Source organism: Rhodococcus sp. NPDC060090, assembly GCF_042729855.1.
Classification (GTDB): domain Bacteria; phylum Actinomycetota; class Actinomycetes; order Mycobacteriales; family Mycobacteriaceae; genus Rhodococcus.
The window spans coordinates 186,334-209,555 of record NZ_JBHWXB010000002.1 but is presented as its reverse complement, the minus strand read 5'-3'; the positions used below and the strand labels follow the sequence as shown (position 1 = coordinate 209,555).

Below are 23,222 nucleotides of genomic sequence, written 5' to 3'. Positions count from 1 at the left end.
GGAAGGACCTGGAAGAATGCCGCATTTCCCGAAGCCCCCGGAAGGTAGCTGGACCGAGCACTACGGAATCGACACTGCGCCGGTGTCGTACGAGGACTCGATCAGCCCCGAACACTACGAGCTCGAACGCGAGGCGATCTTCAAGCGCTCCTGGCTCAATGTCGGCCGCGTCGAACAACTTCGGAACGATGCTCACCGCTACACCCAGGACATCGTCGTTGCGGACGTCGCCGTTCTGGTCACGGAGGATGCCGACGGGCACATCGCAGCTTTCCGAACCCCGATCGACGGCGGAGCCGACCACGTTCCCGTGCAGATCGATGTGTGGGAAGGCTTCGTCTTCGTCAATCTCGACGACTCGAACGCCATTCCGCTGCGGGAGAGCCTCGGCAGGTTCGCGGCCGGACTCGAAGGCTTCCCCTTCGGTGAGATGACGCAGGTGTTCAAGTACCGATCCGATGTGGGGAGCAACTGGAAGCTCTACATCGATGCGTTCGCCGAGTTCTATCACGCTCCCGTGCTCCACTCGAAGCAGTACACGTCGGAGGAATCGAAGAAACTTCAGCGCTACGGGTTCGAAGCCCTGTACTACGACGTGGACGGCCCGCACGGAATGGTGTCATCGTGGGGCGGGATGGCGCCTCCGAAGGACCCCTCGATGGTCAAGCCCATCGAACGCATCCTGCGCAGCGGCAACTTCGGGCCCTGGGACAAACCCGACATCCCCGGGCTCGCCGACCTGCCACCCGGCCTCAATCCGGCCGAGCACCCCGCGTGGGGCCTCGACTCCTACGTCTTCTTCCCGAATTTCATGCTCGTCATGTGGGAGCCAGGCTGGTTCCTCACCTATCACTACTGGCCGACCGCGTACAACCGCCACACTTTCGAAGGCACGATGTACATGGCGCCGCCGCGCAACGCCACCGACCGCTTGCGTCAGGAGATCGCTGCGGTCACGTTCAAGGAATTCGCACTGCAGGATTCCAACACGCTCGAAGCCACCCAGAAGATGCTCGAAACCCGTGTGGTGTCGGAATTTCCGCTGTGCGATCAGGAAGTTCTCCTGCGCAATCTCCACGCGTCTGCACAGAGCATCGTCGACGACTACGTAGCGACCCAGCAGCCCGCAACCACCTCGACCGGATAGGAAGTGAAAGCCGATATGACACAAATGCTTCCCGCAGAATTTTCCGATCTCGAGCCGTGGGCCGAGTGGGCGCTGCCGACCGAGGCACAGCGCTACGGCCGGCGTCTCGAGAGCACGATGCCCGAACTGCAGTCGTTCTACGACGCGGCGCTCCCCCGACTCGCCGATGCGGCAGCATATCTCGACACCTTCGACCTCGAGAACCTGCCCGAGGATGCCACCCGGCTCCTGCATGTCTGCTACTCGTTGATCAACATCTCGTTCCCCATCGAGGCATGGCACCAGCCGCGGGTGCCCGACACGGGAGCCGCGAGCATGGATGCGGTGATCGAACCGGTGCCGTGACCCGGACGATCTGCGTGGAGGTGGCAGGTGATCGACGCTTGCCAGCGAGTAGTGCGGTCGTGCGTGTCAGGTGGCTCCGAGGGTGGTGATCACACGCTGCAGCAGGACCGCGTCGGCGGGAATCACATCGGGAGTGAAGGTCCAGTCGCTTCCGGTCCACGGGTCCGCGAAATGTCCATCGGCGCTCGACGGCAGATGCTGGGATTGCTCGAGCAGAATCTGGAATGCCGGATCGTCCACCACCGTGTCGGCCGCGCCGGCGATCACGATCGAGATGTGCTGCGCGCCAGGAAGGCGGGTGAGCCTGACGACCTGCAGGAGGTCGTCGCTGCTGTAACCGTGGGGCACGCCGACGAGCACGAGGACACGCGGTTCGAGGTGTGCCGCAGCAGGGTCCGTGGACATCGCCAGGGTCGTCAGATCGGCACTGTCGGCCAGACCCTTCAGTTTGGCTGCGACACCACCGATATCGAGGACGGGTGGTCCGGCGAGTACAGGTGCGGCCAGTTCCCGGAGTTCGACGAGCGCTCTCGCGGGGTCGACGATATCGACGCGCGCACCGGGTCGTGCGGCGAGAAGGCGAAGTGCGAGCGCGGTGACAACCTGTTGTGTTGCCGGGTCCTGCTGTATCTCCGAGTCGCCGCCGTCGATCCACAGTGGCCGATGCATCGGAAGCGGCACACACAGTGGCACCTGGAGAGTTCCGCGTTCGGGGGCCGAGAGTTCACCCACTCGGATTCCGTCGCTGGGCGTGCGCAGCGTATTCCAGGAAGTGGACGTCCATGTCGACAACGATGCGGGCAACCGGCTGTCGATGGTGTTCAGTTCGTCGGTGAGTCGTACTGAATCATCCCGGTGTCGTTGTTCTGCAGCAGAGTTCAACTCTTCACATCGTCGGTGTGCCCGAGCACGTGCGGCTTCCGCGGCAACGCCGGTGCGGGTTGCGGGGTCGGCGACGGCTGCAGACAGTTCATCGTCGAGGCGGTGCTGTGCGTATTCGTGTGCCGACAGGTAGGCCGTCGCGGATCGGGCGGCGTCCTCGAAGATCTTCCACAACCACTCGAAGGACGGTGCGAGATCGCTCGGTATCGCTGCGGGCTGCTGCTCCACCGGCGCAGGTTCGTCGTCGACCTCGACGCCGTGCGCGGTGAACATCGCACCGAGGCCGCCCGCGTATCCCTGGCCGAGGGCCCGCAATTTCCAGTTTCCGTTGTGCGGGTAGATCTCCCAGCACAACAGTGCGGTTTCGGTTCCGGACGGTTCCACATCGAATGCGGCGAGCGGTGCACCCGACGGATCTGTCAGCGAGGTGGAAACGGACACGGCCGAATCCGTTCCCACCGCACACAGCACGCGAGTGCCTGCACGCAGAGCGGCCAACTCGACGACGATCGTGTCGCCGTCGAGTCGAACACCCTGCCTCCGGGGCTGGTTGTAGAACACCACGTCGTCCGACGATGCGACCTGAAGGCGGTCGTCGACCACGAACGCGCACAGGTCGATCGGCGCGGCAGCCGAGGCGGTGAAGCGGACGGTGTGCGCCGTCAACGGAGCGTTCTGCCCCGACGAGAACACTCCGTTCACGGCTACGAGACCAGGAAGCGGCCGAGCTGCGGCGCAGCCTCACCCGGATGCTTGGCCTGGATACCCTCGCCGATGGCCTGCAGCTTCCATTCGCTGCCCTGGCGGTACACCTTCGCCATCACCATGCCGGTGAACGGCATTCCGCCCTGCAGCGTGTAGCGGGCGAGCTCGTCGTTCGTGGAGCCGTCGACGAGGCGGCAGAACGCATTCTGGACCTGCTCGAAGGTATGGCCCTTGTACGACGTGACGATGAACATCACCGTGTTGATGTGCGGGGGGATGCGGGTGAGGTCGACCAGGACCACCTCGTCGTCGCCTGCGCCTTCGCCCGTCAGGTTGTCGCCCTGATGCTGGATCGAGCCGTCTTTCGACGTCAGCTGTCCGTAGTAGGCGACGTCGACGATGTTCTGGTCGGCGAACAGCACCGCTGACGCATCGAGGTCGATGCTCGGGGCACGGTTGCCGAACAGTCCGCGCTTCTCGATGGGATCCCAGCCGAGACCCATCCGCAGGAACGTGAGCGCGACACCGCCGTCCTTGCGGAGCGTGACCTTCTGGCCCTTCACCAGGCTGACGGGGCGGCTCTTCGTCAGGTTCACCTCGGGCGGGCCGGCCGGTGGCTGGTTGAACTGCTGCGCGGGCGGCGGGGGAGCAACAGGCTGCGGGGGAGCAACAGGCTGCGGCGGGGCAACAGGCTGCGGCGGGGCAGGCGGCGCGGCGGGAGTAGCCGGTGCCGGAGCATCGTCGACAGAGACGCCGTGATCGGTCACCAGCGCCGCGAACCCACCGGCGTAGCCCTGCCCGACCGCACGGACCTTCCAGGCGCCCTGACGACGGTACAGCTCGAGGGCGATCACGATGGATTCGCTGCTCAGACCCTCGACCCGGTACTCGTACAGCACGGTGCCGTTCGCATCGGACACCCGAGCCGTGGGCGGAGCGAAGCGCCCGAAGCTGCTCGACGCGTCGTCGAGCGTGATGACCGCGCGCACCTGCTCGATGTCGGCAGGCACCGAACCGAGCGACACCGACAGGGACGCGGCCTGCCCGGGTGCGCCCGGCACGAGGTTGACGCCGGGACCCGTGGGCTGGTTGAAGAACACGAAATCGGCGTCGGACCGGACCTTGCCGTCGGCTTTGACCAGCAGCGCAGACAGATCTGCCGGTGTCGTCAGTTCCAGAGAAACGACGACGTCGTGTGCGCTGAGGGGGCCGTTCTGGCCTTTGGCGAGCGAGCTGGACAAATCGAAGACCTCACTGTGTCGGCGATAGGTGGGCGGTGGGTATCAACTCTACGAAGCCACCGGTACGGAAGCGGAGCGGGTGAACCAGTCCAGGATTTCCTCACCGGCCGCGATACCTGTGTGTTCCGTGATCGTGAGCGTCGGATGCTGCCAGCCGATGGACTCGAGTTCGCCGTGTCGCGGGCGGATGGCTGCGTCGGCGGACGCGAGCATCTCGGCGTCGAGCGCACCGTCGCCTGCCGCGAGCACCGGGGAGCCTGAAGTGAGTAGGCCCGCCTCGGTCAGTCGTCGGTGCACTTCCGCGACCGCGCGGCTCTTGCACACGGGATCCGGCATCGAATAGATCTTGCGGCCCTGCTGCGAGGCGTTCCATCCGTGGTCGATGCACCACGTGCTCCACTCGCTCATGAAGTCGTGGGGCTGTACGTCGACGTCGACGACCAGATAGCAGAACAGGTCTTCGGCGATCCGGAACTTCGACACCCACTCGGTCGAGATGCGTCGCCGCAGCTCGGCGGTGACCTCGTCGAGGCTCGCGGAGGCAGAGCGCACCGTGGCGTCGATGCCGCGTCGCCAGCTCGCATCGGCTTGTCCGTCCACGAGGATCGCTCCGCCGTTGCTCGTGATCGCGTACGGCCACGGACCGCCGGGAAGGTCGATACGACGGAACTGTTCGGGGGTGCGCGTGGTGGTGGGCACCACGGGGTGGGACGCAGCGAGGTCGCGCAACCCGAGCGCTGCCGACTCGCTCACATACGACAGCGGGGCACCTTCGTAGTATTCGACGCACAGGAGACCACCCGCGGCGAACCTGTCCTCGCCCATCGCGCCGCGCGAGTAGATCATCGTGCGGTCGAGATCGGTGGCGATGAGTGCGGTGGCGGTCACGGCATGTCCTTGATCAGGCCCATGCACGAATAGGCGAGGTCGGGTACTTCCACGACCGGAACGTCGCGGGCGGCGGCGAGCATCCGGATGTGAGCATGCTCGTCGGCGTGGCTGTCGCGTACGAGAACCTTCCACGGCACTCGGCGCAGCAGCACGCGGGTGGTTTCGCCGACGCCGGGCTTGACGAAGTTGATGCTGGAGATCCCGAACTGCTTTCGGATCTTCTCGACCGATTCCCAGCCCGCCCAGGTGGGTCGCCGGTCGGACCCGAGAATCTGCTGAGCCTGCGCGACGGCGGGTGCGCGATCGCCGAATTCGGCGGCCACGGTGTCGAGAAGCTCGCCGGAGACGTCGTCACCGGCGAGTTCGGCGTAGAACTTGGCGCCGTGGAACTCACCCGGTGCGATGAAGTCGTCGTTGAGCACAGTGCGCGACACGAGGCCCGACACGGTCGAGTTCAGGCATGCCGACGCGATGAGGAAATCATCTCGGGTGCCGAAGGTGCGCACGCAGTGTCCGGGATCGGCGAGGACTGCGAGATCGCTCGAGAGAGACGGCCCACCGGATGCGGCGTATTCGGCGAGCGCCGCCGACAGTTCCCGCGCGATGGCGCCCTTGCCGGTCCAGCCGTCGACGAAGACCACAGTCCCCGGCTTGTGATGTTCGGTAATGTAATCGAGTGCAGCCCTGTCGATCCCGCGACCGCGAACGATCGAGACCGCATAGTGCGGAAGATCGAGGCCGTGGTGCTGCTGCGCCCAGCGTCGGATCAGGATCCCGACGGGGGTTCCGGCTCGGGCCAGCGACACGAGCGTGAGATCGGTGCCGCGTTCGGCGAGCAGGAGTTCGGTGACGGTGCCGACGGCCTGCGCGAGACGGGGCGCTGTGGTGGCGAGGGCCTTGTCGAACAGTTCCCGGTAGGCGGCGTCGGGTTGGTACTCGACGGGCAGGGACTCGGCGTAGTGCGCGAGTCCCGCCTGGATTCGGGCTTCGCGCTCGGCGATGCTGCCTTCGAGGTCGAGATGCGACAGGTCTTTGAGGAGCCAGCTCACTTCGTCGGCTGCGTACGACCCGAACTCGGGTCCGGTCAGCGGCGTGGTCATCGGGCTTCCTCCCTGAAGTGGCGCAGTGCCACCGGATCCGTGGACGGCACGACGGCGACGAGCACGTCCTCTCCCGCGGCCGAGAGCACGTCGAGCACACCGCCCGGGGCGCGCAGGCGTTCGGTGTCGGCCGGGCCGTCGATCACCAGGATCAGTTCGGGTCGTGTGTCGGTGCCGGCCCACTGTGCGTTGTACAGGAATCGTGGTGACTCGGGCTCGAGGTCGATGTCGATGTATTCCGGTGCGGTGAAGGTGAATCCGCGACGAAGGGGATACCCGGGAACATCGAGGACATACGCCGGGGAACGCGTGGTGGTCTGAAACCGCGTCGGTGTTCCGCGCGAGACGAGCGCGTTCGCGAGCCGCAGCGGTAGATACATCAGTTCCTCGTGGCCGATCACGATCGCTGGGCGCGCGACATCGAGGACGTCCACAATCGCGTCGACGGCGGCGTCGATGGCGGCATCGAACCCCGCGACATCGGAGTTCAGTACCCCATGGCGGCCACCGTCGGGAACGTGGCCCGGCCATGGCAGCTGCACGAAACGAATCTCTCCCCTTTGCGATGCAACAGGATTCAGAGCAGGGTCGGGGAGCGCCGTCACACGGGAGGTCAGGCCGTCGGGGATCTCCGTGTGCCCACCGGCGAGGCTCACGTGATCGATGCGGGCATCGAGTTCGTCGGCGGTGGCAACGGTGAGCAGGCGGTGCTCGTCCGCGCGCATATCGACCAGGGAGGCGACGACGTAGTGGTCGCGGGGTTGCTGCCGGTGCAGAGCGCGGATCGCGTCGAGCGCGGTGGCGCCCGTCGAGATCTCGTCGTCCACGAGCACCAGTGGCGCAGTGTTCGCGAACAACTCGGGCGAGGTGGGCTGCAGCAGGTGCGACGTCGCGTGGGAGTGACCTTCTTCGAACCCGGCGAAGACGTCGGCGCCGGGAACGTGGCGGCGCGTGGAGTGCAGATAGCATGCGGCCCCGATGCTGTCGGCGACGCAGTGACCGAGCCCCGTTGCTGTTTCTGCGAATCCGAGCACGACAGCATCGGAGGCGATCGGTCCGAGTACGTCGGCGACGAGTTGTCCGAGTCGGCGACCCGCAGCCAGCACCACCGCGGGATCGGTGGGCAAGTGCTTGCCGAGTACGGTCGACACCAGCAGGTGCGCGCGTCGAGGGTTACGACGCAGGCCCGGTTCGACGAGTTCGGGCACGGTGTACCCCGTCGACGTGGCATCATGATGCAGGACCAGCCCGAATGTCTCTGTGGCCCATAAGGTCTGCAATGTATCCGTCACCGGTCCACCAACGCCGTCAGTAGGTCCACGAACGAGACTCCTTTGTTGGTGACTCCGAACACCGAGGCGCGTACCAGGGTCTGCTGCGCCCAGGTGCGATGCGGTCGGCGTTCGTTCATCTTGTTGCCGTAGCCCGACGCCTGAACCCCGCCGGTGTCGGTATCGAGAATGTCGACGGCATCGTGGAATTCTTCGTGGGTCACCGCGGACAGTGCATGCACCGCGGCGACGTGCGACGGGTGGATGACGGTTTTCCCCTGGATACCGTTTGCTCGGTCCAGCGCGATCTCGCGCAGCAGCCCATCGAGATCGCGACTGACGAGTTGCTGCCGGAACAGCACCGCGTCCTGCTCCTCGAACGGGGTGGCGCGCAGCATCGGCCGGAACATCCGTTCGTGGTCGGCGAAGTACTCCCAGACCGGGCCTGTGATGACGAAGCCGGTGCCGTCGGTCCGGCCCAGGTGGTTGACGATATGGGCGATGACGTCGACGACGACACGCACGTCGTAGATGGTGAGGTCGCGGTCGCGGCGGATGCCGAACGCGCTGCACATGTCGGTCGCACCGATCCGCACCGCGAGTACTCGAGACCGGTATTCGGCGAGCAACTGCGAGATCGCGCGCAGTTCGTCATCGCGGGTTTCGCGATGCACGATCGCTGTGGATTCGAGGACGGGCATGGCATACAGGTGTTTGCCGAGTAACTTCGACGCGTCGACGATAGCGTCGAGGAAGTCGCGTCCGCATTCAGCAGTGAACTTCGGGACCACGAACCCGGTGAGGACCGCGGTGCCGGTGCCGAGACCGCGGGCGATACGGCCGATACCGTCGGCGGTGCGGACCCGCACGAACAGCAGCATCCGGCCGGTGTCATCGGCGGCGAGTTCGTCGAGCGTGGCCACTGCGTTGCTGAGAGCGAACTCGACCTCGTCGTCGGCGACGGCGTCTTCGAGATCGAGGACCATCGAGGTGACGCCCTCGGCGGCACGCCGCTGGATTGTTGCCGCGAGGTCGGCGCGGGTAGCGGGCACATACAGGGTCGCACCGAGCGCGAGTGCGAGACGCTCGCGCTCGTCGGTGTGACCGAACGGCTCCGGTTCGTGGAGAAACAGTCTGTCCAGGGTGGCCTGATCCAGATGGCGGAAGTGGCGCATGTTGCGCACTTCGGTGTAGGTCGCCCCTGTCATGTGCGGTCTGTCCGTCCTCTCATTCGTTCAACCACTCCAGCGATGAAATCCGATACGGCGTCCAGGTCGCGCACGTATGCCCAGTAATCGGGGTGAACCCCGGTGAGAGCGTCGACGGCTCTGTCGATCCGGTCCAATTGGGCGTCGAGGACCGATCCCCATTCTGCAGCCAGGTCGCGCTGCACCGCGAGTAGTTGCGCATCACGCAGGCGGAACCGCACCTCGTCGACCTTCGCCCGAGGATTCTCGCGCACGGCGCGCAGCGTCGCGAGTCGACCGGTCACCGCGTCGACCAGGTCTTCTGCCGCTGCAAGCTCTGCGCGTACTTCGTTCGCGAGGTCGAGTGCCAGTTCGGGCCGGGCGTCTGCGGCTGCCCGGCGCGCTTCGTCGAGTCGTGCTTCAGCGCGTTCGAGCAGTGCGTGGGCCTGCTGTTCGTTGCCGGACAGATCGGCCGAACTCGCGGCGTTGAACTCTCGGAGCAACGCGGAATAGGCCGGCGGTAGGCCCGAAGCCCGAGTGCGTACGGCGCTCGATCGAGTCGTGACAGATGCCACGGTGTTGCGGGCCTCGGCCTGCCGGCCGGGTGCTTCGGAAAGGGCCTGGCGTAGGGCTTTCGTTGCTTCTTCTACCTGATGAGCAGCCGAGCGGACAGCGCCGGTGCCGCGAGCGGAGTCGAGCGCGCGCAACGCAGCACCGATTTGGTCGGCGGCTGTGCGCACAGACGGGTAATGCGCGAAGGACATGCGTTCGGGGGCCTGCAGTGCTTCGAGCGCCACCTGTGCGTCGGCCCGAACTCGATGCGCGAGTTGGGGAGCGGTCTGGGCAAGTGCGGTCGCATGCTCGAGGTGTCCCCGATTGTTCTCGTAGAATTCATCGAGAATTCTTGTTGCATCCGATATTTGACGTGTCACCTGGTCGTACGCCGCGGCGGGAGCAAGAGCTTGGTCGGGATCGGTGTGTGCGAGCTGCAGATACCCTTCGGCTGCTCGATAGCAGGTCTGCCGGATCGGTTCCCACTGCCGGAGCAGATTCCGTTCGGGCGCGATCTCATGTGATTCGGCGACCCCGGCCTCGGCGACGGACTGGCGCCGGTCCATGTCGAGGAACGCGGCCACCATCGTGTCATGGGCACGACGAGCCGCGGGATCTTCGGTGCGCCCGCCGCCGAAGAGGCGGCGTGTCCATCGGCTCGCCACAAGACCGAATGGTACTGGTCGCGCGGCCGACGGCACCGTGGCCCACAACACTGGGCATAGTGGACAGGGGCGTACTTCATTCCTACCTATTACTGTGGGGGATACGCACGAAACCGGGCGTACCTCTCCGGTGCGTCGACCGACCGATCGAAAGGACCCCGCATGGGCGTCAGCTTGACCAAGGGCGGCAATGTCTCCCTCACGAAGGAAGCTCCGAACCTGACCGCAGTGGCCGTCGGCCTCGGCTGGGACGTGCGCACCACCACCGGCACCGACTTCGACCTCGACGCGAGTGCGATCGCGACCGGTGCCGACAAGAAGGTCGTTTCGGATCAGCACTTCATCTTCTTCAACAACATGAAGTCGCCCGACGGCTCCATCGAGCACACCGGTGACAACAAGACCGGTGAGGGCGACGGCGACGACGAGATCATCAACGTCGACCTGGCTGCCGTTCCGGCGAACATCGAGTCCATCTTCTTCCCCGTCTCCATCTACGACGGTGACGCGCGCAGCCAGTCGTTCGGCCAGGTCCGCAACGCCTACATCCGCGTCGTCGACCGCTCCAACGGCACCGAGCTCGCCCGCTACGACCTGAGCGAGGACGCTTCCACCGAGACCGCCATGGTGTTCGGTGAGCTGTACCGCAACGGCGCAGAGTGGAAGTTCCGCGCAATCGGTCAGGGTTACGCGTCGGGTCTGTCGGGCATCGCCCGCGACTACGGTGTCAACGTCTAAGAACCGTTCGAATCGGATCCGGTCCTTGGCCTCGATGCCGGGACCGGATCTGCATTTGCCGAATTGCAGTAACCACCCTGCATAGCCCTGACTCCGAGAAGAAAGGCCACGCTTCGTGGTTCTGCGAATATTCGGTGCGTCCTTCGCCGTCACCGTCGTCTCCCTGGTGGTCGCCTTCCTGTATGGCGGTCCCGAAGCCCTATTTCTCTGTGTGATCCTCGGCATTCTCGAGGTGTCGCTCTCGTTCGACAACGCGGTCATCAACGCGACCGTGCTGCGGCGGATGAGCGAGTTCTGGCAGAAGATCTTCCTCACCATCGGCATCCTCATCGCCGTCTTCGGTATGCGCCTGGTGTTCCCGCTGCTCATCGTGTGGGTCGCGTCGGGTCTCGGCCCGGTCGCCGCGCTCGACCTGGCATTGAACCCACCGCCGGACGGCGCCCCCTACTTCCCCAACGGGGATCCGAGTTACGAAACCTTGATCACCGACGCGCACCCGCAGATCGCGGCATTCGGTGGCATGTTCCTGTTGATGCTGTTCCTCCACTTCATCCTCGAAGAGCGTGAGATCAAGTGGCTGCAGTGGATCGAGCGTCCGCTGGCGAAGGCAGGCAAGCTCGAGCAACTCGAGGTCGTCATCGCGATCGTCCTGCTCCTGATCACCGCCACGGTCATCGCTCCCGACGACGCGGTGTCGACCGTGATGATCGCCGGTGCGCTCGGCATGATCACGTACATTGCGGTGAACGGTCTCGGCGAGATGTTCCACATCCCCGAGGAGGGCGAGGAGCCCAGCGGTGGCCCGTCAGGTCTGGCCAAGGCCACGGGTAAAGCGGGATTCTTCCTGTTCCTCTACCTGGAAGTCCTCGACGCATCGTTCTCGTTCGACGGTGTCATCGGTGCGTTCGCCATCACGTCCGACCCGATCATCATCGCGCTGGGGCTCGGCTTCATCGGTGCCATGTTCGTCCGTTCGATCACCATTTTCCTGGTCCGCAAGGGCACACTCAACGAGTACGTCTACCTCGAACACGGTGCTCACTGGGCGATCGGTGCGCTCGCGCTGATCCTGCTGTACTCGATCGGCACGCACGTTCCCGAGCTCATCACCGGAATGGTCGGCATCGTCCTGATCGGTGCGGCGTTCGCGTCGAGCATCTACCGGAACCGCAAGCACGGCAAGGCGGAAGTGTCCGTCTGATCGAGATCGACCGATGGGAGCCTTCGACCCTGTTCTCGGGCCGGAGGCTCCCATTTCCATATCAGGGCACCACCTCATGAAAGGCAAGTACATGGCCATCGACTACAGCAAGAAGCCCGAGCAGGGATCCGGCGGAGTCAATCTCGGCAAGATCAACCTCACGAAGGACGCCCCCACCGTCAGCCTCAGCAAGGGCGGTGCAGGACAGGGCGTGACCCGCATCAACCTCAACTGGTCGCGTGGTGAACAGAAGAAGGGATTCCTCGCGAAGCTCACCGGCGCAGCCGGCGGCGTCGATCTCGACCTCGGGTGCCTGTTCGAGCTGGCCGACGGGTCGAAAGGCGTCATCCAGGCGCTCGGCAACAGCTTCGGGGCACTGAACACCCCGCCGTACATCCACCTCGACGGCGACGATCGCACCGGTTCCGCTCAGGGCGGCGAGAACATGCACATCAACCTCGAACGTCCCGAGTTGATCAAGCGGGTGCTGATCTTCGCGATGATCTACGAGGGTGCTGCCAACTGGGCCGCGGTCGACGGCGTTGTCACACTTACTCAGCCCTCGGGACAGGAGATCGAGGTGCGCCTCGATTCACCGAACAACGGCGCCCGGATCTGCGCCATCGCGATGCTGCAGAGCACCCCGCAGGGCGTGACCGTGCAGCGTCTCGTCGAATACGTCAACGGCAGCCAGTCCGACCTCGACCGCCAGTACGACTGGGGCATGAAGTGGCAGGCCGGCCGCAAGTAGGCATCTCCACCCGTTTTTCGCCCGCCAGAGCAATCGCTGTGGCGGGCGTTCGGGTCTGCACGCCTGCTGCGGTGAGGAAGCCCTTCTCCTCGTAGCCGGGTGTCAGTGACCGATCCTGTCGAGTTCGGCCACGGCCTCTTCCGGGAGAGAAAGGCCGGCGCCTGCGATGTTCTCGCGCAGGTGCGCCGATGACGATGTGCCGGGGATGAGCAGGATATTCGGGGAACGCTGCAGAAGCCATGCGAGTGCCACCGACATCGGCGCTGCCTCGAGCTGTTCGGCTACCGCGGAGAGCGTCTCGGACTGCAGCGGCGTGAAGCCTCCCAGCGGAAAGAAGGGAACATAGGCGATGCCCTGCATGGCGAGTTGGTCGATGAGGGCGTCGTCGTGGCGGTGCGCAAGGTTGTACATGTTCTGTACGCACACGATCGGGGCAATGCTCTGGGCTTCTGCGACCTGCTCGGGGGTGACGTTGCTGACCCCGAGGTGTCGGATCGAACCCTGCGCCTGAAGCTCGGCGAGTGTCCCGAACGCTTCCGCGAGGGAGCCGGGCTGCGGTCCGGTCGCGTCGCCCATCCGCATGTTGACGAGATCGAGGACTTCGACCCCGAGGGATCGGAGATTTCCCTGGACCTGCTTGCGGAGGTCTTCGGGCCGCCGAGCGGTGGGCCAGCCGCCCTGCGCGTCGCGGTTCGCCCCGACCTTGGTGGCGACGAGCAGCGAATCAGGGTAGGGGCGAAGGGCTTCGCTGATCAGCTCGTTGGTGACCGTGGGCCCGTATGCGTCGCTGGTGTCGATGTGGGTGATCCCAGCCTCGACGGCGTCGCGCAGTACGGCCAGGGCGCCGGCCTGGTCGGCGGGCGGCCCCATGACTGCCGGGCCTGCAAGCTGCATTGCCCCGTAACCGAACCTGGTGACGGGAGAGTCACCGAGAGTCCAGGTGCCGCCGGGAAGTGAAGTGCTGAGTGCTTCCATCGTGTTCGCTTTACCCCTTGGTCCTACGGTGGCGCTTATCGCCACCGTAGGACCATCATTGGGTAACCGTTTCCCCTGGGGAAGTAGGCACCTGAAAGTGCGTAACCTACCCGGGGGAAGGCGTGATCGAAGTGGCAACGACGAGTGCGGCTAAGAAGTGAGCGTTGGACAAGGTGCAGTACAACGCGTTCCTGGGACAGTGCCCGAGCCGTCAACTGCTGGAACGTATCTCCGGATACGACGAGCGCGATGTCTGACCAGCGGCGGCATTGTTGCCATCAGCCCCGAGCGGTGAGTCGGACATCCGAGGGGCGTAGCGCGACTCGGCCACCGCACTGATGCCGCGCCGAAGTCCACACGGCCACCCGATCGAAACGCCCGCCAGCCGAGTCCGGATTGCGTGTGTGGCGGAATCTCCGGAAGAACCAAGACCGATCGTTTCCGATATCTCCAGTGGAATCCCGGCCGCAAGTAGGACCCTACGGATGTTTCCTCACCCGCCGCATGGGTACGCAGTGTGTGGACTGTGTACCGGGCCGGTGAGGAGCAATCGATGCGCGACGACTACGACGAACGTGACCTGACGGTCGGCGAGCAGAAGGAGTGGGCGGCCGGAGTCCGCGGTGTCGCGGTCGCGCTGAAACGTTCCTACGAGCACATGGGGCTGGTCCGGTCTGCCGAGACTCTGCGTGAGCTGAATCAGGCCGAAGGGTTCGACTGTATGAGCTGTGCGTGGCCGGACCCGGACCCGGGACACCGGAAGATCGCGGAGTTCTGTGAGAACGGCGCCAAGGCGGTGGCGGAGGAAGCCACCCGCGACCGTGCCGATCCCGATTTTTTCGCGCGGTACAGCATCGCCGACCTCGCGAGCCATAGTGAGATGTGGCTCGGACAGCAGGGGCGCATCACGCATCCGATGGTCAAGCACCCGGGGGCGACGCATTACACCCCGATCACCTGGGATTCTGCATACGCACTGGTCGGCGAGCAACTGAGGTCGCTGGACAGCCCGGACGAAGCGATCTTCTACACCTCGGGCCGGGCCTCGAACGAGGCAGCCTTCGTCTACCAGTTGTTCGCACGCGCGTACGGCGCCAACAATTTGCCCGATTGTTCGAACATGTGCCATGAATCCACCAGCATTGCACTGCAGGAATCCATCGGCATCGGAAAAGCCAGTGTCACGCTCGACGACATCCACAACGCGGAACTCATCATTCTGCAGGGACAGAATCCGGGCACCAACCATCCGCGCATGCTCACCGAACTCGAGACGGCCAAACGTCGCGGCGCGAAGATCCTCACGATCAATCCGCTGCGAGAAGCCGGCCTGATGAATTTCCGCAATCCGCAGGCGCCTCGGGGAGTGGTGGGCCACGGTACAGATCTCTCGGATCTCCACCTTCCCGTCGCAGTCAACGGCGACTTGGCGCTGTTGCAGGCGTTCGGAGCGCTGCTCGTCGAATGGGATGCGCTCGACCATGAGTTCCTCGATCGCCACGCCCACGGCTTCGACGCGTGGAAGCTGCACGTGGAGGCTCTCGATTGGGATCTTGTCACCTCGGCGACCGGGTTGTCGCGCGAGCAGATCACGGAAGCCGCGCAGATGCTGCGGCGGTCGAAGGCGACGGTGTTCTGCTGGGCGATGGGCCTGACACAGCACCGCAACGCTGTGGCAACCATCAAGGAGATCGTCAATCTTTCTCTGGCGCAGGGAAACATCGGAAAGCGAGGCGCCGGGCTGATGCCGGTGCGTGGACATTCCAATGTCCAGGGCGATCGCACGATGGGTATCTGGGAACGAGTGCCACAGCATTTCCTCGACGCTATCGAGCGCGAGTTCGGGTTCGATCCTCCTCGTGAGAATGGCTGGGATACGGTCGATTCCATTCGTGCCATGCGCGACGGCAAAGGGAAGTTCTTCCTCGGACTCGGCGGTAACTTCGTGCAGTCCGCGCCCGACACCGCAGTCACCGCGGAAGCGCTGTCCCGCACCGCGATGACGGTGCATATTTCCACGAAGATCAACCGGTCGCATCTCGTGTGCGGCGATACCGCGCTGATACTGCCCACGCTCGGTCGCACGGAGAAGGACGTCCAGAAGTCGGGAGAGCAGTTCATCAGTGTCGAGGACACCGCGTGTGCCGTGCACGCATCGCGTGGGCCTCTGAAGCCTGCGAGCACGCACTTGCAGTCCGAGGTTGCGATCCTCACCGGCATCGCCGAAGCCACACTGGGTGACCGGTATGGGATTGCCTGGAAGGCGATGCGCGACGACTACGCGAACATTCGAACCCACATCTCGCGGGTGGTCGCGGGTTGTGAAGGATACGAGGTGAACGTACGGCGACCCGGCGGGTTCATCCTTCCGCATCCGCCGCGCGACAGCAGAACCTTCCAGACCGAATCGGGCAGAGGAGAATTCGCGGTCTCCCCCATCGAGGTCCTGCACGTGCCCGAGGGCCACCTCTTGTTGCAGACGCTGCGCAGCCACGACCAGTTCAACACCACGATCTACGGGCTCAGCGACCGCTACCGGGGTATCGAGGGTGGGCGTCGGGTCGTGTTCCTGCACCGCGACGACATCGCCGCGCTCGGATTCGACAACGGTGACATGGTCGATCTCTTCACTCTTTGGGACGGTGACGAACGCGTGCGGTGCGCGTTGCAGTTCCGCATCGTCGAATACGACGTCCCGCGAGGGTCCGCGGCCGCCTACTATCCCGAGACGAACGCCCTGGTGCCGCTGGATTCGACAGCCCTGCACAGCAATTGCCCGACATATAAGTCGATCGTCATCTCTCTGTCCGCCGCGGGCACTCGGGACCACACGTGTCCCGACGTGCACAGCCAGCAGCCGGTGGGATCGGATCGGTCGCACAAGTCGCATCCGGCACCGGAGCACCTGTCCTAGAACACGCCGTCGCGCAACAGAGTTCCGGCATCGGCGAACGCCCGGGCGCGACGCAATACCGTCGGTGGCCCGGGTGGATTGCCGTGCCACTGGTGGAACAGGGTGCTCAAGCTCAGCACGATTCGCTCGGGTGAACTCCAGTGGTTCCACCGATCGAATTCTTTGCTGCGCGCAAGTTCTCGTGCTGCCTGCCTGATTCCGGTTCCGCAGTCGTACTGTGCCCGGCCTGCGTCACGCAACCAGACCCAGTATTCGCGTAGCTCGAGAATTTCGGTGGTCCCACACAGTGGTCCGTGACCCGGAACGTAGACGTCGGCTTCCCACGCGAGTAGGCGATCGAGCGCCGCGATCCAATTCTCGAGCGGACCGTGCCAGAGGATCGGCGTGGTCCCGATGAACAGCATGTCGCCGGTGAACACCACGCCCGCGTCAGGCACATGCGCGACGAGATCACCGGCGGTGTGGCACGGTCCGAGCCCCTCGAGGTCGACCGCCCGGTCTCCGATCGTCAGGCGATGCGTCTCGTCGAACGTGTGGTCGGGGAAGCGTGGTGTGCGGCGCGGGAACCGGGCGTCGCCCCGCACGCGTGCCAGGTAGCTGCCGGCAGCGCCGATCGGTCCGGGGAGCCGCCCGATCATCTCACCGGCCTGGCCATCACGGTCAGGGCAGCCGGCGGAAGGTCCTCGTGCATTCCTTCCAGTGCTGCCGCGCTGGTCGTGATCCGAGTCGCGGTGGGGAGTGTGTCGTTGCCCCACCAGTGATCGCCGTCGGAGTGGGTGTTGACTGCCTCAGTGATCGGTGCGTCGACCACGAGCGGCCACTGCACGTCGGCGACACGTTTCGCCCACGCGACGTCCCACATGGTGTCCACCACGAGCGACGCCGCGCCGGGCGCGACGACGAGCCCGGTGTTCGCTTCGCCCCAGCCCCCCGACGGGCGCAGGAAGGCCCATACTCCGTCGCCCAGCTGTGTCAGTCCGCTCTGTTCCATCGCTCCCCGTTGCCTGCTGAACGTTCACGGCCTTCGGCGTGCGCCGCGTTTCGGACTCGTGCTCCCGGGTACCCACACGCATACAGTGAATCGGGAAGAGGTGTGTCCGGGAATGAAGCTTACAACCGTTCTGGGTACCGTAGCGGCCACGGCGACGACCGCGCTCATCGGGTCGATCGCATCGCGCGACGTCGATTCACGGTGGTACCGCAAGTTACGCAAGCCGGATTTTCAACCTCCGGCGGCGGCTTTTCCGGTCGTGTGGACGACCCTGTACACCGACATCGCGGTCACGTCCGCAGTGGCGATCGACGAGTTGACCGAGCGGGGTGCCACCGAGGAACGCCGGAACTACGTCGGTGCGCTAGTGACGAACCTGGTGCTGAACGGGGCGTGGTCGTGGGTGTTCTTCAAGGGTCACCGGCCCGTGCCTGCGACGGTCGTCGCCGCACTGCTCACCGTGAGTAGTGCCGATCTCGCGCGTCGCACCGCATCGGCGAACTCTGTCGCCGGGCTGGCGCTGGCGCCGTACCCGGTGTGGACCTCGTTCGCGACGTTACTCAGCGGACGGATTGCACAACTCAATCGGTGATGCAGTGCGCCGACCGGCCGTTCTGCGCATGGGGCGAGGTCACCGGCTTTGCTCGGCAGCATTCTTGATGGCCTCCAGCCGGCGGTCCCATCCTGAGCCCACGGCATCGAGTGTGCGGCCCACCGCACTCAATCTCGAACCGGCAGCGGAGAACCGGAGTTCGCGACCGACGCGTTCGGAGGTCACGAGGTCGCATGCTTCCAGGACCGCCAGATGTTTCGCGATCGCTTGACGCGACACCGTGAATTCCGACGCGAGAGCCGAAGCGGATGCGGGTGATCGTCCGAGGCGCTGCAGGATCTGCCACCGTGTGTCGTCGGCAAGTGCCGCAAACACGCGCGTGGTGTCGGAGACCTCATCCGACTCGGTGTGCGGCAACCGTTTTCCCTTTCTCGAGGTGGTTCTTGGCGAGATCCAATTCGAGGGCCCAGCCGTCGGCGTTCCCCTCGTACTTGGCGCGGCGCTCGGCGGAGTCGCCGGGAAGCGAGGTGAATCCGGATTCCGTCACGCTCAAGACGGTCGAGGTATCGGATACGGCGTCGAGCCGGAACTCGACGAGCGTTGACGGGCTGTCGGGGTCGGCGTGGTCGGAAAGCCAGCGGAATGCCGCGTAGTGCGGTTCGTCCAGTGTGACGGTGCGGAAGGTGAAGGCACCGTGGACAGGGTCGTGAACGACGGTGAGATCGCCGTTGTATTCGAGTCGGTGCTCGGTGATCAACGCGTCGTTGATGTACCACCCGGGTTCGGCCACGAGGTCCCACACTCGTGTGGCCGGGGCGTCGATGGTGATCTGTCGTTCGATGCGGTCGAGTTCGTCTGCCATGATTCCTCCTCGTTGGGTGCAACCCCATGGTTGCACTCGCGGGAGTTACTTGCAACCCTCGGGTTGCAAATGGGGCACGGCGACGGAGGGGGTCGAGAGTGGGTGATGATGGTGTCATGCTCGAGACATCCGTGATCATCGGAATCGCGTCCATCTGTGTTGGCTTCGTCTTCTTCCTCGCCGCCGCGACCGGGGCGCGCGCCAAGTGGGACAGGAAGCTGACGATCGCCCTGTTCGTCGTGGCGATCGTGTTCATGACGGTCATTCCGGTGATCGGCGCGGTGGGTTTCGCCGCCTGATTCTTTACCGATTTCTCATTGCGGACCACAACTGTCCTCGATCGTTTCTACCGTATGAACATGACCGAAAACATCACCGTGGAAGCTGCCGATATTCTGGCGATGCTGGCGGAACAGCGTGACATGCTCCTGATCACCGTGCGCGGACTCGACGATGCAGGCGCGCGCACCCGAAGTACAGCCAGCGACCTCACTCTCGGCGGGCTCATCAAGCACGTGTCGGCCACGGAAAGTGGCTGGATCGACAGGATCCGTCAGCTCGACGAGAACGCGACCTTCGACATGGACTCAGCGATGGTGTCGTACTACATGGGCGACGGCGACACCCTTGCCGATCTCCTCGACGAGTACGCGAAGGTTGCGGCAGCGACCGAGGAGTTCGTCGCGGGCCTCGACCTCGACCTGCAAGTTCCCCTCCCGACCGCGCCGTGGGCGCCGGAGCGGGAGTGGTGGAGCGCGCGAAAGGTGTTGCTGCACATCATTCGCGAGACCGCCCACCACAGCGGCCATGCCGACATCATCCGCGAGTCGCTCGACGGTGCGAACACCACCATGCAACGCGGCGCCGATGCCGGCATGACTGTCGACTGAGGGTTTGCCTGCTCTTGTGCTCTTGTGCTCTTGTGCTCTTGTGCCCCAACCCCTCTGAGCGAATGTACCCTTCGTCTCGTTCAGTAGAGTGAAGGGTACATTCGCTCAGATCGCGGAAGCGGGTGCGACAACGTCAGTGCACTTCGGCGACCTCCGCGCCGATGCCGGTCTCTGCCCGGACGAGCATCTCGGCGAATTTCTCGTCGTCGTGGACTCCGCGGCCGCGACGCTTCTCGGCAACGAGCGAGCCGATGATGCAGGCGGCCAGGCCGAGCGGCATCGTGAAGATCACCGGAAGCTGGATTGACAGGGGCGCCGGCCCGCTGCCCATCCACAGTGCCTCGGTGAACATGAGACTCACGACGGTGGAGATCAAGCCTGTGAGCACGCCCCATACTGCGCCGATGCTGTTGAACCGTCGCCAGTTCAAGCTCAGGACCAGGGCGGGGAGATGGGCGCTTCCGGCCACCATGAACGCCATGCCCATGAAGAACGTGATGTTGGTGTCGTCGCCGATGAGCATCGTCAGGCCGATGGCGATGACACTGAACGCGACCGCACCGTAGCGCGCGATACGTGCCTGCGCATTCTCCTCGCGGTGGCGGTCCTCGACGTCGAGGTGCTCGACGGGTTCCTTGCGGGTCAGGGCCGGCCACACATCGCGTGCGAATGTGCCTGCGGCGGAGATGACCACACCTGCGACGACCGCGATGATGGACGCGAAGGCAACCGCTGCGACGAGCGCGAGTGCGATCGAGCCGCCGGTGGTGCCGATGCCGCCGCCGAGTTCGGTCACGAGGACCGGAGCGGCCAGGTTGCCGCCGGGGCCGACGAGATCGGTGCCGTTCGGGCCGAGTAGCGCCGCGGCACCGAAGCCCATCACGATGACGATGAGGTAGAACATGCTGCACAGTGCAACGGTCCAGCCGAGCGAGCGTCGTGCTGTCTGTGCCTCGGGGACGGTGAAGAACCGGATGAGGATGTGCGCCATGCCTGCGGTGCCGAGCGCGAACGCCAGGGCGTACGAGACGAGGTTGATCGCGCTGGTCTCGCCGAAGATCAGGCCGGGCGACAGGATCGCTTCGCCCGCAACGGCATTATCGGTGGCGTCGCCGAGAACCTTGGGGAAGCTGAACCCGAACTGCGCGAGAATGCCGAAGCACACGATGAGCGCGAGGACCGACAGGATCGACGACTTGATGACCTGTACCCAGGTCGTCGCGAGCATGCCGCCCACGAACACGTAGATGCCCATGAGCGAGCCGGCCACGATCACCGAGAGCCAGAAGGGGATCCCCGAGACCGATTCGAGCAGCACGCCGGCGGCGACGAGCTGTGCGAGGAGGACGAATGTGCCGGTTGTGATGGTGCTGAGCGCCACCACGACACGCACATTACGTGATTCGGTGCGGAAGACGAGCACGTCGGCGAGGGTGTACTTGCCGAGGTTGCGCATCTTCTCTGCGAGCAGGAACAGCACCGGCAGGAACGAGATGACGGACGTGAACAGGATGACGGTGCCGTCGACGCCCTTGGAGAAGATCAGGCCCGTGGTGCCGAGGAAGCTACCGGCGGAAATGAATTCACCGGCGATGGCGAATCCGTTCTGCCAGCTCGAGATCGAGCGACCCGCGGCGAAGAAGCCGTCGGCGCTCTTGGCGCGACGGGACGCCGCGAACGTCACCCACAGGGTCAGTGAAATAACGGCACTGCAGATTGCGATGGCCAGGTAATCGGCGTCGCCGGTCATGCGACGACCTCCTCGGAGTCGGGCCGGTTATCGGCGACAGCGCGGATCGCAGCGTCGGCGGCGGGCTGAATGTATGTGCGGGACAACCGGAAATATGCCCACACCATCACCCAGGTGCCTGCGAACTGGCTGAACACCACCCAGAGCGACAACGGGACACCCAGGATCGAGTGGGAGCCGAGCTGGTCGGGGAAGCCGATCCAGGCCACGAGGAAGCTGGTGAACAACACGATGGTGATGCCACCGAGGGTGTTGGTGACCATCTTGCGTCGATGCCGCAGTTCGGCGACCTCGGGAAGCTGTAACATCCGCGACCAGATCAGATCGTCTGCAGCGAACGTGCCCTTCTCGGAGACGGTGTCGTTCATGCCCGCACCGCCGCCCGGCGTGCCGTCTCGAGTGCGAAGAGGTTCTCGTCCCAGCCGGCTTCGAGGGGGCCGAAGAAGTGGAAGCGGACCTGCTTGACCTTGTAGAGCCAGCGGCCGTCGATCTTGACGACCTCGTCGGTGTACCGGCCGGCTGCGATGCTCGCGGTGCCGTCGGTGACGCACGGCTGCCACAGGAACGAACGAACGGTGGCGCGGTCTCTGTCGAGGTCGATCTCGAGATTGGTGATGAAGTGCCAGAACGCGGTGAGTCCGCCGTCGGCGAGGCCGGCGAAGAAGGTCTTCATCTCTTCTTTGCCTTTGGGATGTGACAGCCCGTCGAATTCACCGTCGTCGGTGAACAGGTCCATCAGGGCATCCCAGTTCCCGTCGTCGAGGTGGCGGCAGTACCGGGCGTCGAGCGTGCGGATCGCTTCGAGATCTTCGAGGCGTGCGATGCGCTCGAGGAGAGATCGATCGGATTCTGTAGTGGTCACGGGGGAGCCTCCGGGAGCGTCTGGATTAACGCATGTTCATGTGATCCGAACCATAGCAAGGCCGGATCGTGTGGTCAACGCCGCCGTTGTTGCTGGTGGTGGCGTGTGCCACTACTCTTCGAGAGATGAACACGCGGTCAACTGCGGCTCTGCCGTCCGTTCGTGAGCGGATCCTCGAGACCGCCCTCGACGAGTTCTATGCGTCCGGATTTCACGGGGCGACCATGCGGAATATTGCCAACAGTGCGGGTTGTAGCGCTGCGAATGTGTACAACCACTTCGAGAACAAGTCCGAGCTCCTGGTCGAGATTCTGCGCCGGGCCAGCGATGAGCAGTTCACCGCAACTCGCAACGCACTGCGGAAGGCGGGAGTTGATCCGGCGGTGCGCTGGCGTGCCGCTGTGGTCGCGCATTCTCTGTTCACCGCGCGGAATCCGCGCGCCTGTCTTGTTGCGAACACTGAGCTCAGGTACCTCGACGACATGAACCGCAAGCGGGTCGTGGGGTCGCGCGACGCGCAGGAGCAATTGTTCGTCGACATCGCCGAGGTGGCTGTCGACCTGGAGATATTCGCCATCTCGAATGTGCACCAGGCAGTGACGGCAGTGTTGACGATGTGTTCGGGAATCCCGTTGTGGTTCCGTCCCGACGGCCCGCTCACTGCGCAGGAGGTCGCCGATGACTACGGCGACTACGCACTCAACCTCGTGGGATACCGCAAAGTCTGACGAAGCACGTTGACGGGGTGA

General features: G+C 64.6%; 23 protein-coding genes and 1 pseudogene. 10 read left to right on the top strand and 14 right to left on the bottom strand.

Annotated features, from left to right (window positions below; translation table 11 throughout):
• The first annotated feature begins 16 nt into the window (after positions 1–16).
• A complete protein-coding gene (locus ACFWCF_RS03380) occupies positions 17–1,147 on the top strand; it encodes an SRPBCC family protein (protein WP_378557152.1) in 1,131 nt (376 codons plus the stop codon).
• Positions 1,148–1,162: 15 nt separating this feature from the next.
• Positions 1,163–1,492, top strand: coding sequence for a hypothetical protein (locus ACFWCF_RS03375; RefSeq protein ID WP_378557149.1), 330 nt, complete (start codon positions 1,163–1,165; stop codon positions 1,490–1,492).
• A 66-nt stretch (positions 1,493–1,558) separates the two neighbouring features.
• Here ACFWCF_RS03375 and ACFWCF_RS03370 read toward each other — a convergent pair whose 3' ends face one another.
• The 7 genes from ACFWCF_RS03370 to ACFWCF_RS03340 are packed head-to-tail and all read right to left on the bottom strand — an operon-like array spanning position 1,559 to position 9,908.
• Entirely contained in the window at positions 1,559–3,076 is a 1,518-nt protein-coding gene (locus tag ACFWCF_RS03370) for a TerD family protein (protein WP_378557146.1), read from the bottom strand.
• A gap of 2 nt (positions 3,077–3,078) precedes the next feature.
• Entirely contained in the window at positions 3,079–4,320 is a 1,242-nt protein-coding gene (locus ACFWCF_RS03365) for a TerD family protein (protein ID WP_378557143.1), read from the bottom strand.
• Positions 4,321–4,368: 48 nt separating this feature from the next.
• Complete coding sequence (locus tag ACFWCF_RS03360) at positions 4,369–5,166, bottom strand: HAD family hydrolase (protein WP_378557712.1); 798 nt, start codon at positions 5,164–5,166, stop codon at positions 4,369–4,371.
• 38 nt (positions 5,167–5,204) lie between these two features.
• Positions 5,205–6,311: a cysteine protease StiP family protein gene (locus tag ACFWCF_RS03355; protein WP_378557140.1), complete on the bottom strand. Its 1,107-nt coding sequence runs from the start codon at positions 6,309–6,311 to the stop codon at positions 5,205–5,207.
• Positions 6,308–7,603 carry a phosphoribosyltransferase family protein gene (locus ACFWCF_RS03350; RefSeq protein ID WP_378557137.1) on the bottom strand — a complete coding sequence of 432 codons (1,296 nt, stop codon included), beginning with the start codon at positions 7,601–7,603 and terminating at the stop codon, positions 6,308–6,310. The genes ACFWCF_RS03355 and ACFWCF_RS03350 overlap by 4 nt, the downstream gene beginning before the upstream one ends.
• A complete protein-coding gene (locus ACFWCF_RS03345) occupies positions 7,600–8,757 on the bottom strand; it encodes an HpcH/HpaI aldolase/citrate lyase family protein (RefSeq protein ID WP_378557709.1) in 1,158 nt (385 codons plus the stop codon). The genes ACFWCF_RS03350 and ACFWCF_RS03345 overlap by 4 nt, the downstream gene beginning before the upstream one ends.
• Before the next feature lie 29 nt (positions 8,758–8,786).
• Entirely contained in the window at positions 8,787–9,908 is a 1,122-nt protein-coding gene (locus ACFWCF_RS03340; RefSeq protein ID WP_378557706.1) for a hypothetical protein, read from the bottom strand.
• 240 nt (positions 9,909–10,148) lie between these two features.
• Between ACFWCF_RS03340 and ACFWCF_RS03335 the strand changes: the two genes are divergently transcribed.
• The 3 genes from ACFWCF_RS03335 to ACFWCF_RS03325 all read left to right on the top strand — a co-directional run bounded on the left by ACFWCF_RS03335 (position 10,149) and on the right by ACFWCF_RS03325 (position 12,676).
• Entirely contained in the window at positions 10,149–10,724 is a 576-nt protein-coding gene (locus tag ACFWCF_RS03335; protein ID WP_378490069.1) for a TerD family protein, read from the top strand.
• Between the two features lie 115 nt (positions 10,725–10,839).
• Positions 10,840–11,925: a DUF475 domain-containing protein gene (locus tag ACFWCF_RS03330; protein WP_378557134.1), complete on the top strand. Its 1,086-nt coding sequence runs from the start codon at positions 10,840–10,842 to the stop codon at positions 11,923–11,925.
• Positions 11,926–12,016: 91 nt separating this feature from the next.
• Complete coding sequence (locus ACFWCF_RS03325) at positions 12,017–12,676, top strand: tellurium resistance protein (RefSeq protein WP_378557703.1); 660 nt, start codon at positions 12,017–12,019, stop codon at positions 12,674–12,676.
• A gap of 102 nt (positions 12,677–12,778) precedes the next feature.
• Here the strand turns inward: ACFWCF_RS03325 and ACFWCF_RS03320 are convergent, their stop codons facing one another.
• Positions 12,779–13,651 carry an aldo/keto reductase family oxidoreductase gene (locus ACFWCF_RS03320; RefSeq protein ID WP_378557131.1) on the bottom strand — a complete coding sequence of 291 codons (873 nt, stop codon included), beginning with the start codon at positions 13,649–13,651 and terminating at the stop codon, positions 12,779–12,781.
• 553 nt (positions 13,652–14,204) lie between these two features.
• On the opposite strand from ACFWCF_RS03320, the gene ACFWCF_RS03315 reads away from it, so the two are divergent.
• Entirely contained in the window at positions 14,205–16,565 is a 2,361-nt protein-coding gene (locus ACFWCF_RS03315) for an FdhF/YdeP family oxidoreductase (RefSeq protein WP_378557128.1), read from the top strand.
• Here ACFWCF_RS03315 and ACFWCF_RS03310 read toward each other — a convergent pair.
• Positions 16,562–17,556, bottom strand: a pseudogene (locus ACFWCF_RS03310) (MBL fold metallo-hydrolase). The gene ACFWCF_RS03315 and the pseudogene ACFWCF_RS03310 sit on opposite strands and share 4 nt — an antisense overlap.
• Before the next feature lie 112 nt (positions 17,557–17,668).
• Between ACFWCF_RS03310 and ACFWCF_RS03305 the strand changes: the two are divergent.
• Positions 17,669–18,148, top strand: coding sequence for a TspO/MBR family protein (locus tag ACFWCF_RS03305; protein WP_378557125.1), 480 nt, complete (start codon positions 17,669–17,671; stop codon positions 18,146–18,148).
• Positions 18,149–18,187: 39 nt separating this feature from the next.
• Here the strand turns inward: ACFWCF_RS03305 and ACFWCF_RS03300 are convergent, their stop codons facing one another.
• Positions 18,188–18,526, bottom strand: coding sequence for an ArsR/SmtB family transcription factor (locus tag ACFWCF_RS03300; RefSeq protein ID WP_378557122.1), 339 nt, complete (start codon positions 18,524–18,526; stop codon positions 18,188–18,190).
• The gene (locus ACFWCF_RS03295) at positions 18,504–18,971 is read right to left on the bottom strand and encodes an ATPase (RefSeq protein ID WP_378557119.1); all 468 of its coding nucleotides are present in this window, start codon (positions 18,969–18,971) and stop codon (positions 18,504–18,506) included. The genes ACFWCF_RS03300 and ACFWCF_RS03295 overlap by 23 nt, the downstream gene beginning before the upstream one ends.
• A 116-nt stretch (positions 18,972–19,087) precedes the next feature.
• On the opposite strand from ACFWCF_RS03295, the gene ACFWCF_RS03290 reads away from it, so the two are divergent.
• Both ACFWCF_RS03290 and ACFWCF_RS03285 read left to right on the top strand, forming a co-directional pair.
• On the top strand, positions 19,088–19,270 hold the full coding sequence (locus tag ACFWCF_RS03290) for a hypothetical protein (protein ID WP_378490058.1): 183 nt from the start codon (positions 19,088–19,090) through the stop codon (positions 19,268–19,270).
• 60 nt (positions 19,271–19,330) lie between these two features.
• Positions 19,331–19,861, top strand: a complete 531-nt coding sequence (locus ACFWCF_RS03285; protein WP_378557117.1) for a DinB family protein — start codon at positions 19,331–19,333, stop codon at positions 19,859–19,861.
• Between the two features lie 133 nt (positions 19,862–19,994).
• On the opposite strand, the gene ACFWCF_RS03280 is transcribed toward ACFWCF_RS03285, so the two are convergent.
• From ACFWCF_RS03280 to ACFWCF_RS03270, 3 genes are read right to left on the bottom strand one after another with little or no spacing between them, the layout of a single operon-like run.
• Positions 19,995–21,611 (bottom strand): cation acetate symporter, encoded by a 1,617-nt coding sequence (locus ACFWCF_RS03280; RefSeq protein WP_378557115.1) that lies wholly within the window; start codon positions 21,609–21,611, stop codon positions 19,995–19,997.
• Positions 21,608–21,979, bottom strand: a complete 372-nt coding sequence (locus ACFWCF_RS03275) for a DUF485 domain-containing protein (protein WP_378490055.1) — start codon at positions 21,977–21,979, stop codon at positions 21,608–21,610. Before ACFWCF_RS03275 ends, ACFWCF_RS03280 begins: the two co-directional genes overlap by 4 nt.
• Entirely contained in the window at positions 21,976–22,473 is a 498-nt protein-coding gene (locus ACFWCF_RS03270) for a nuclear transport factor 2 family protein (protein WP_378557113.1), read from the bottom strand. Before ACFWCF_RS03270 ends, ACFWCF_RS03275 begins: the two co-directional genes overlap by 4 nt.
• Positions 22,474–22,598: 125 nt before the next feature.
• Between ACFWCF_RS03270 and ACFWCF_RS03265 the strand changes: the two genes are divergently transcribed.
• Positions 22,599–23,201, top strand: a complete 603-nt coding sequence (locus tag ACFWCF_RS03265; RefSeq protein WP_378557111.1) for a TetR/AcrR family transcriptional regulator — start codon at positions 22,599–22,601, stop codon at positions 23,199–23,201.
• Positions 23,202–23,222 lie beyond the last annotated feature (21 nt).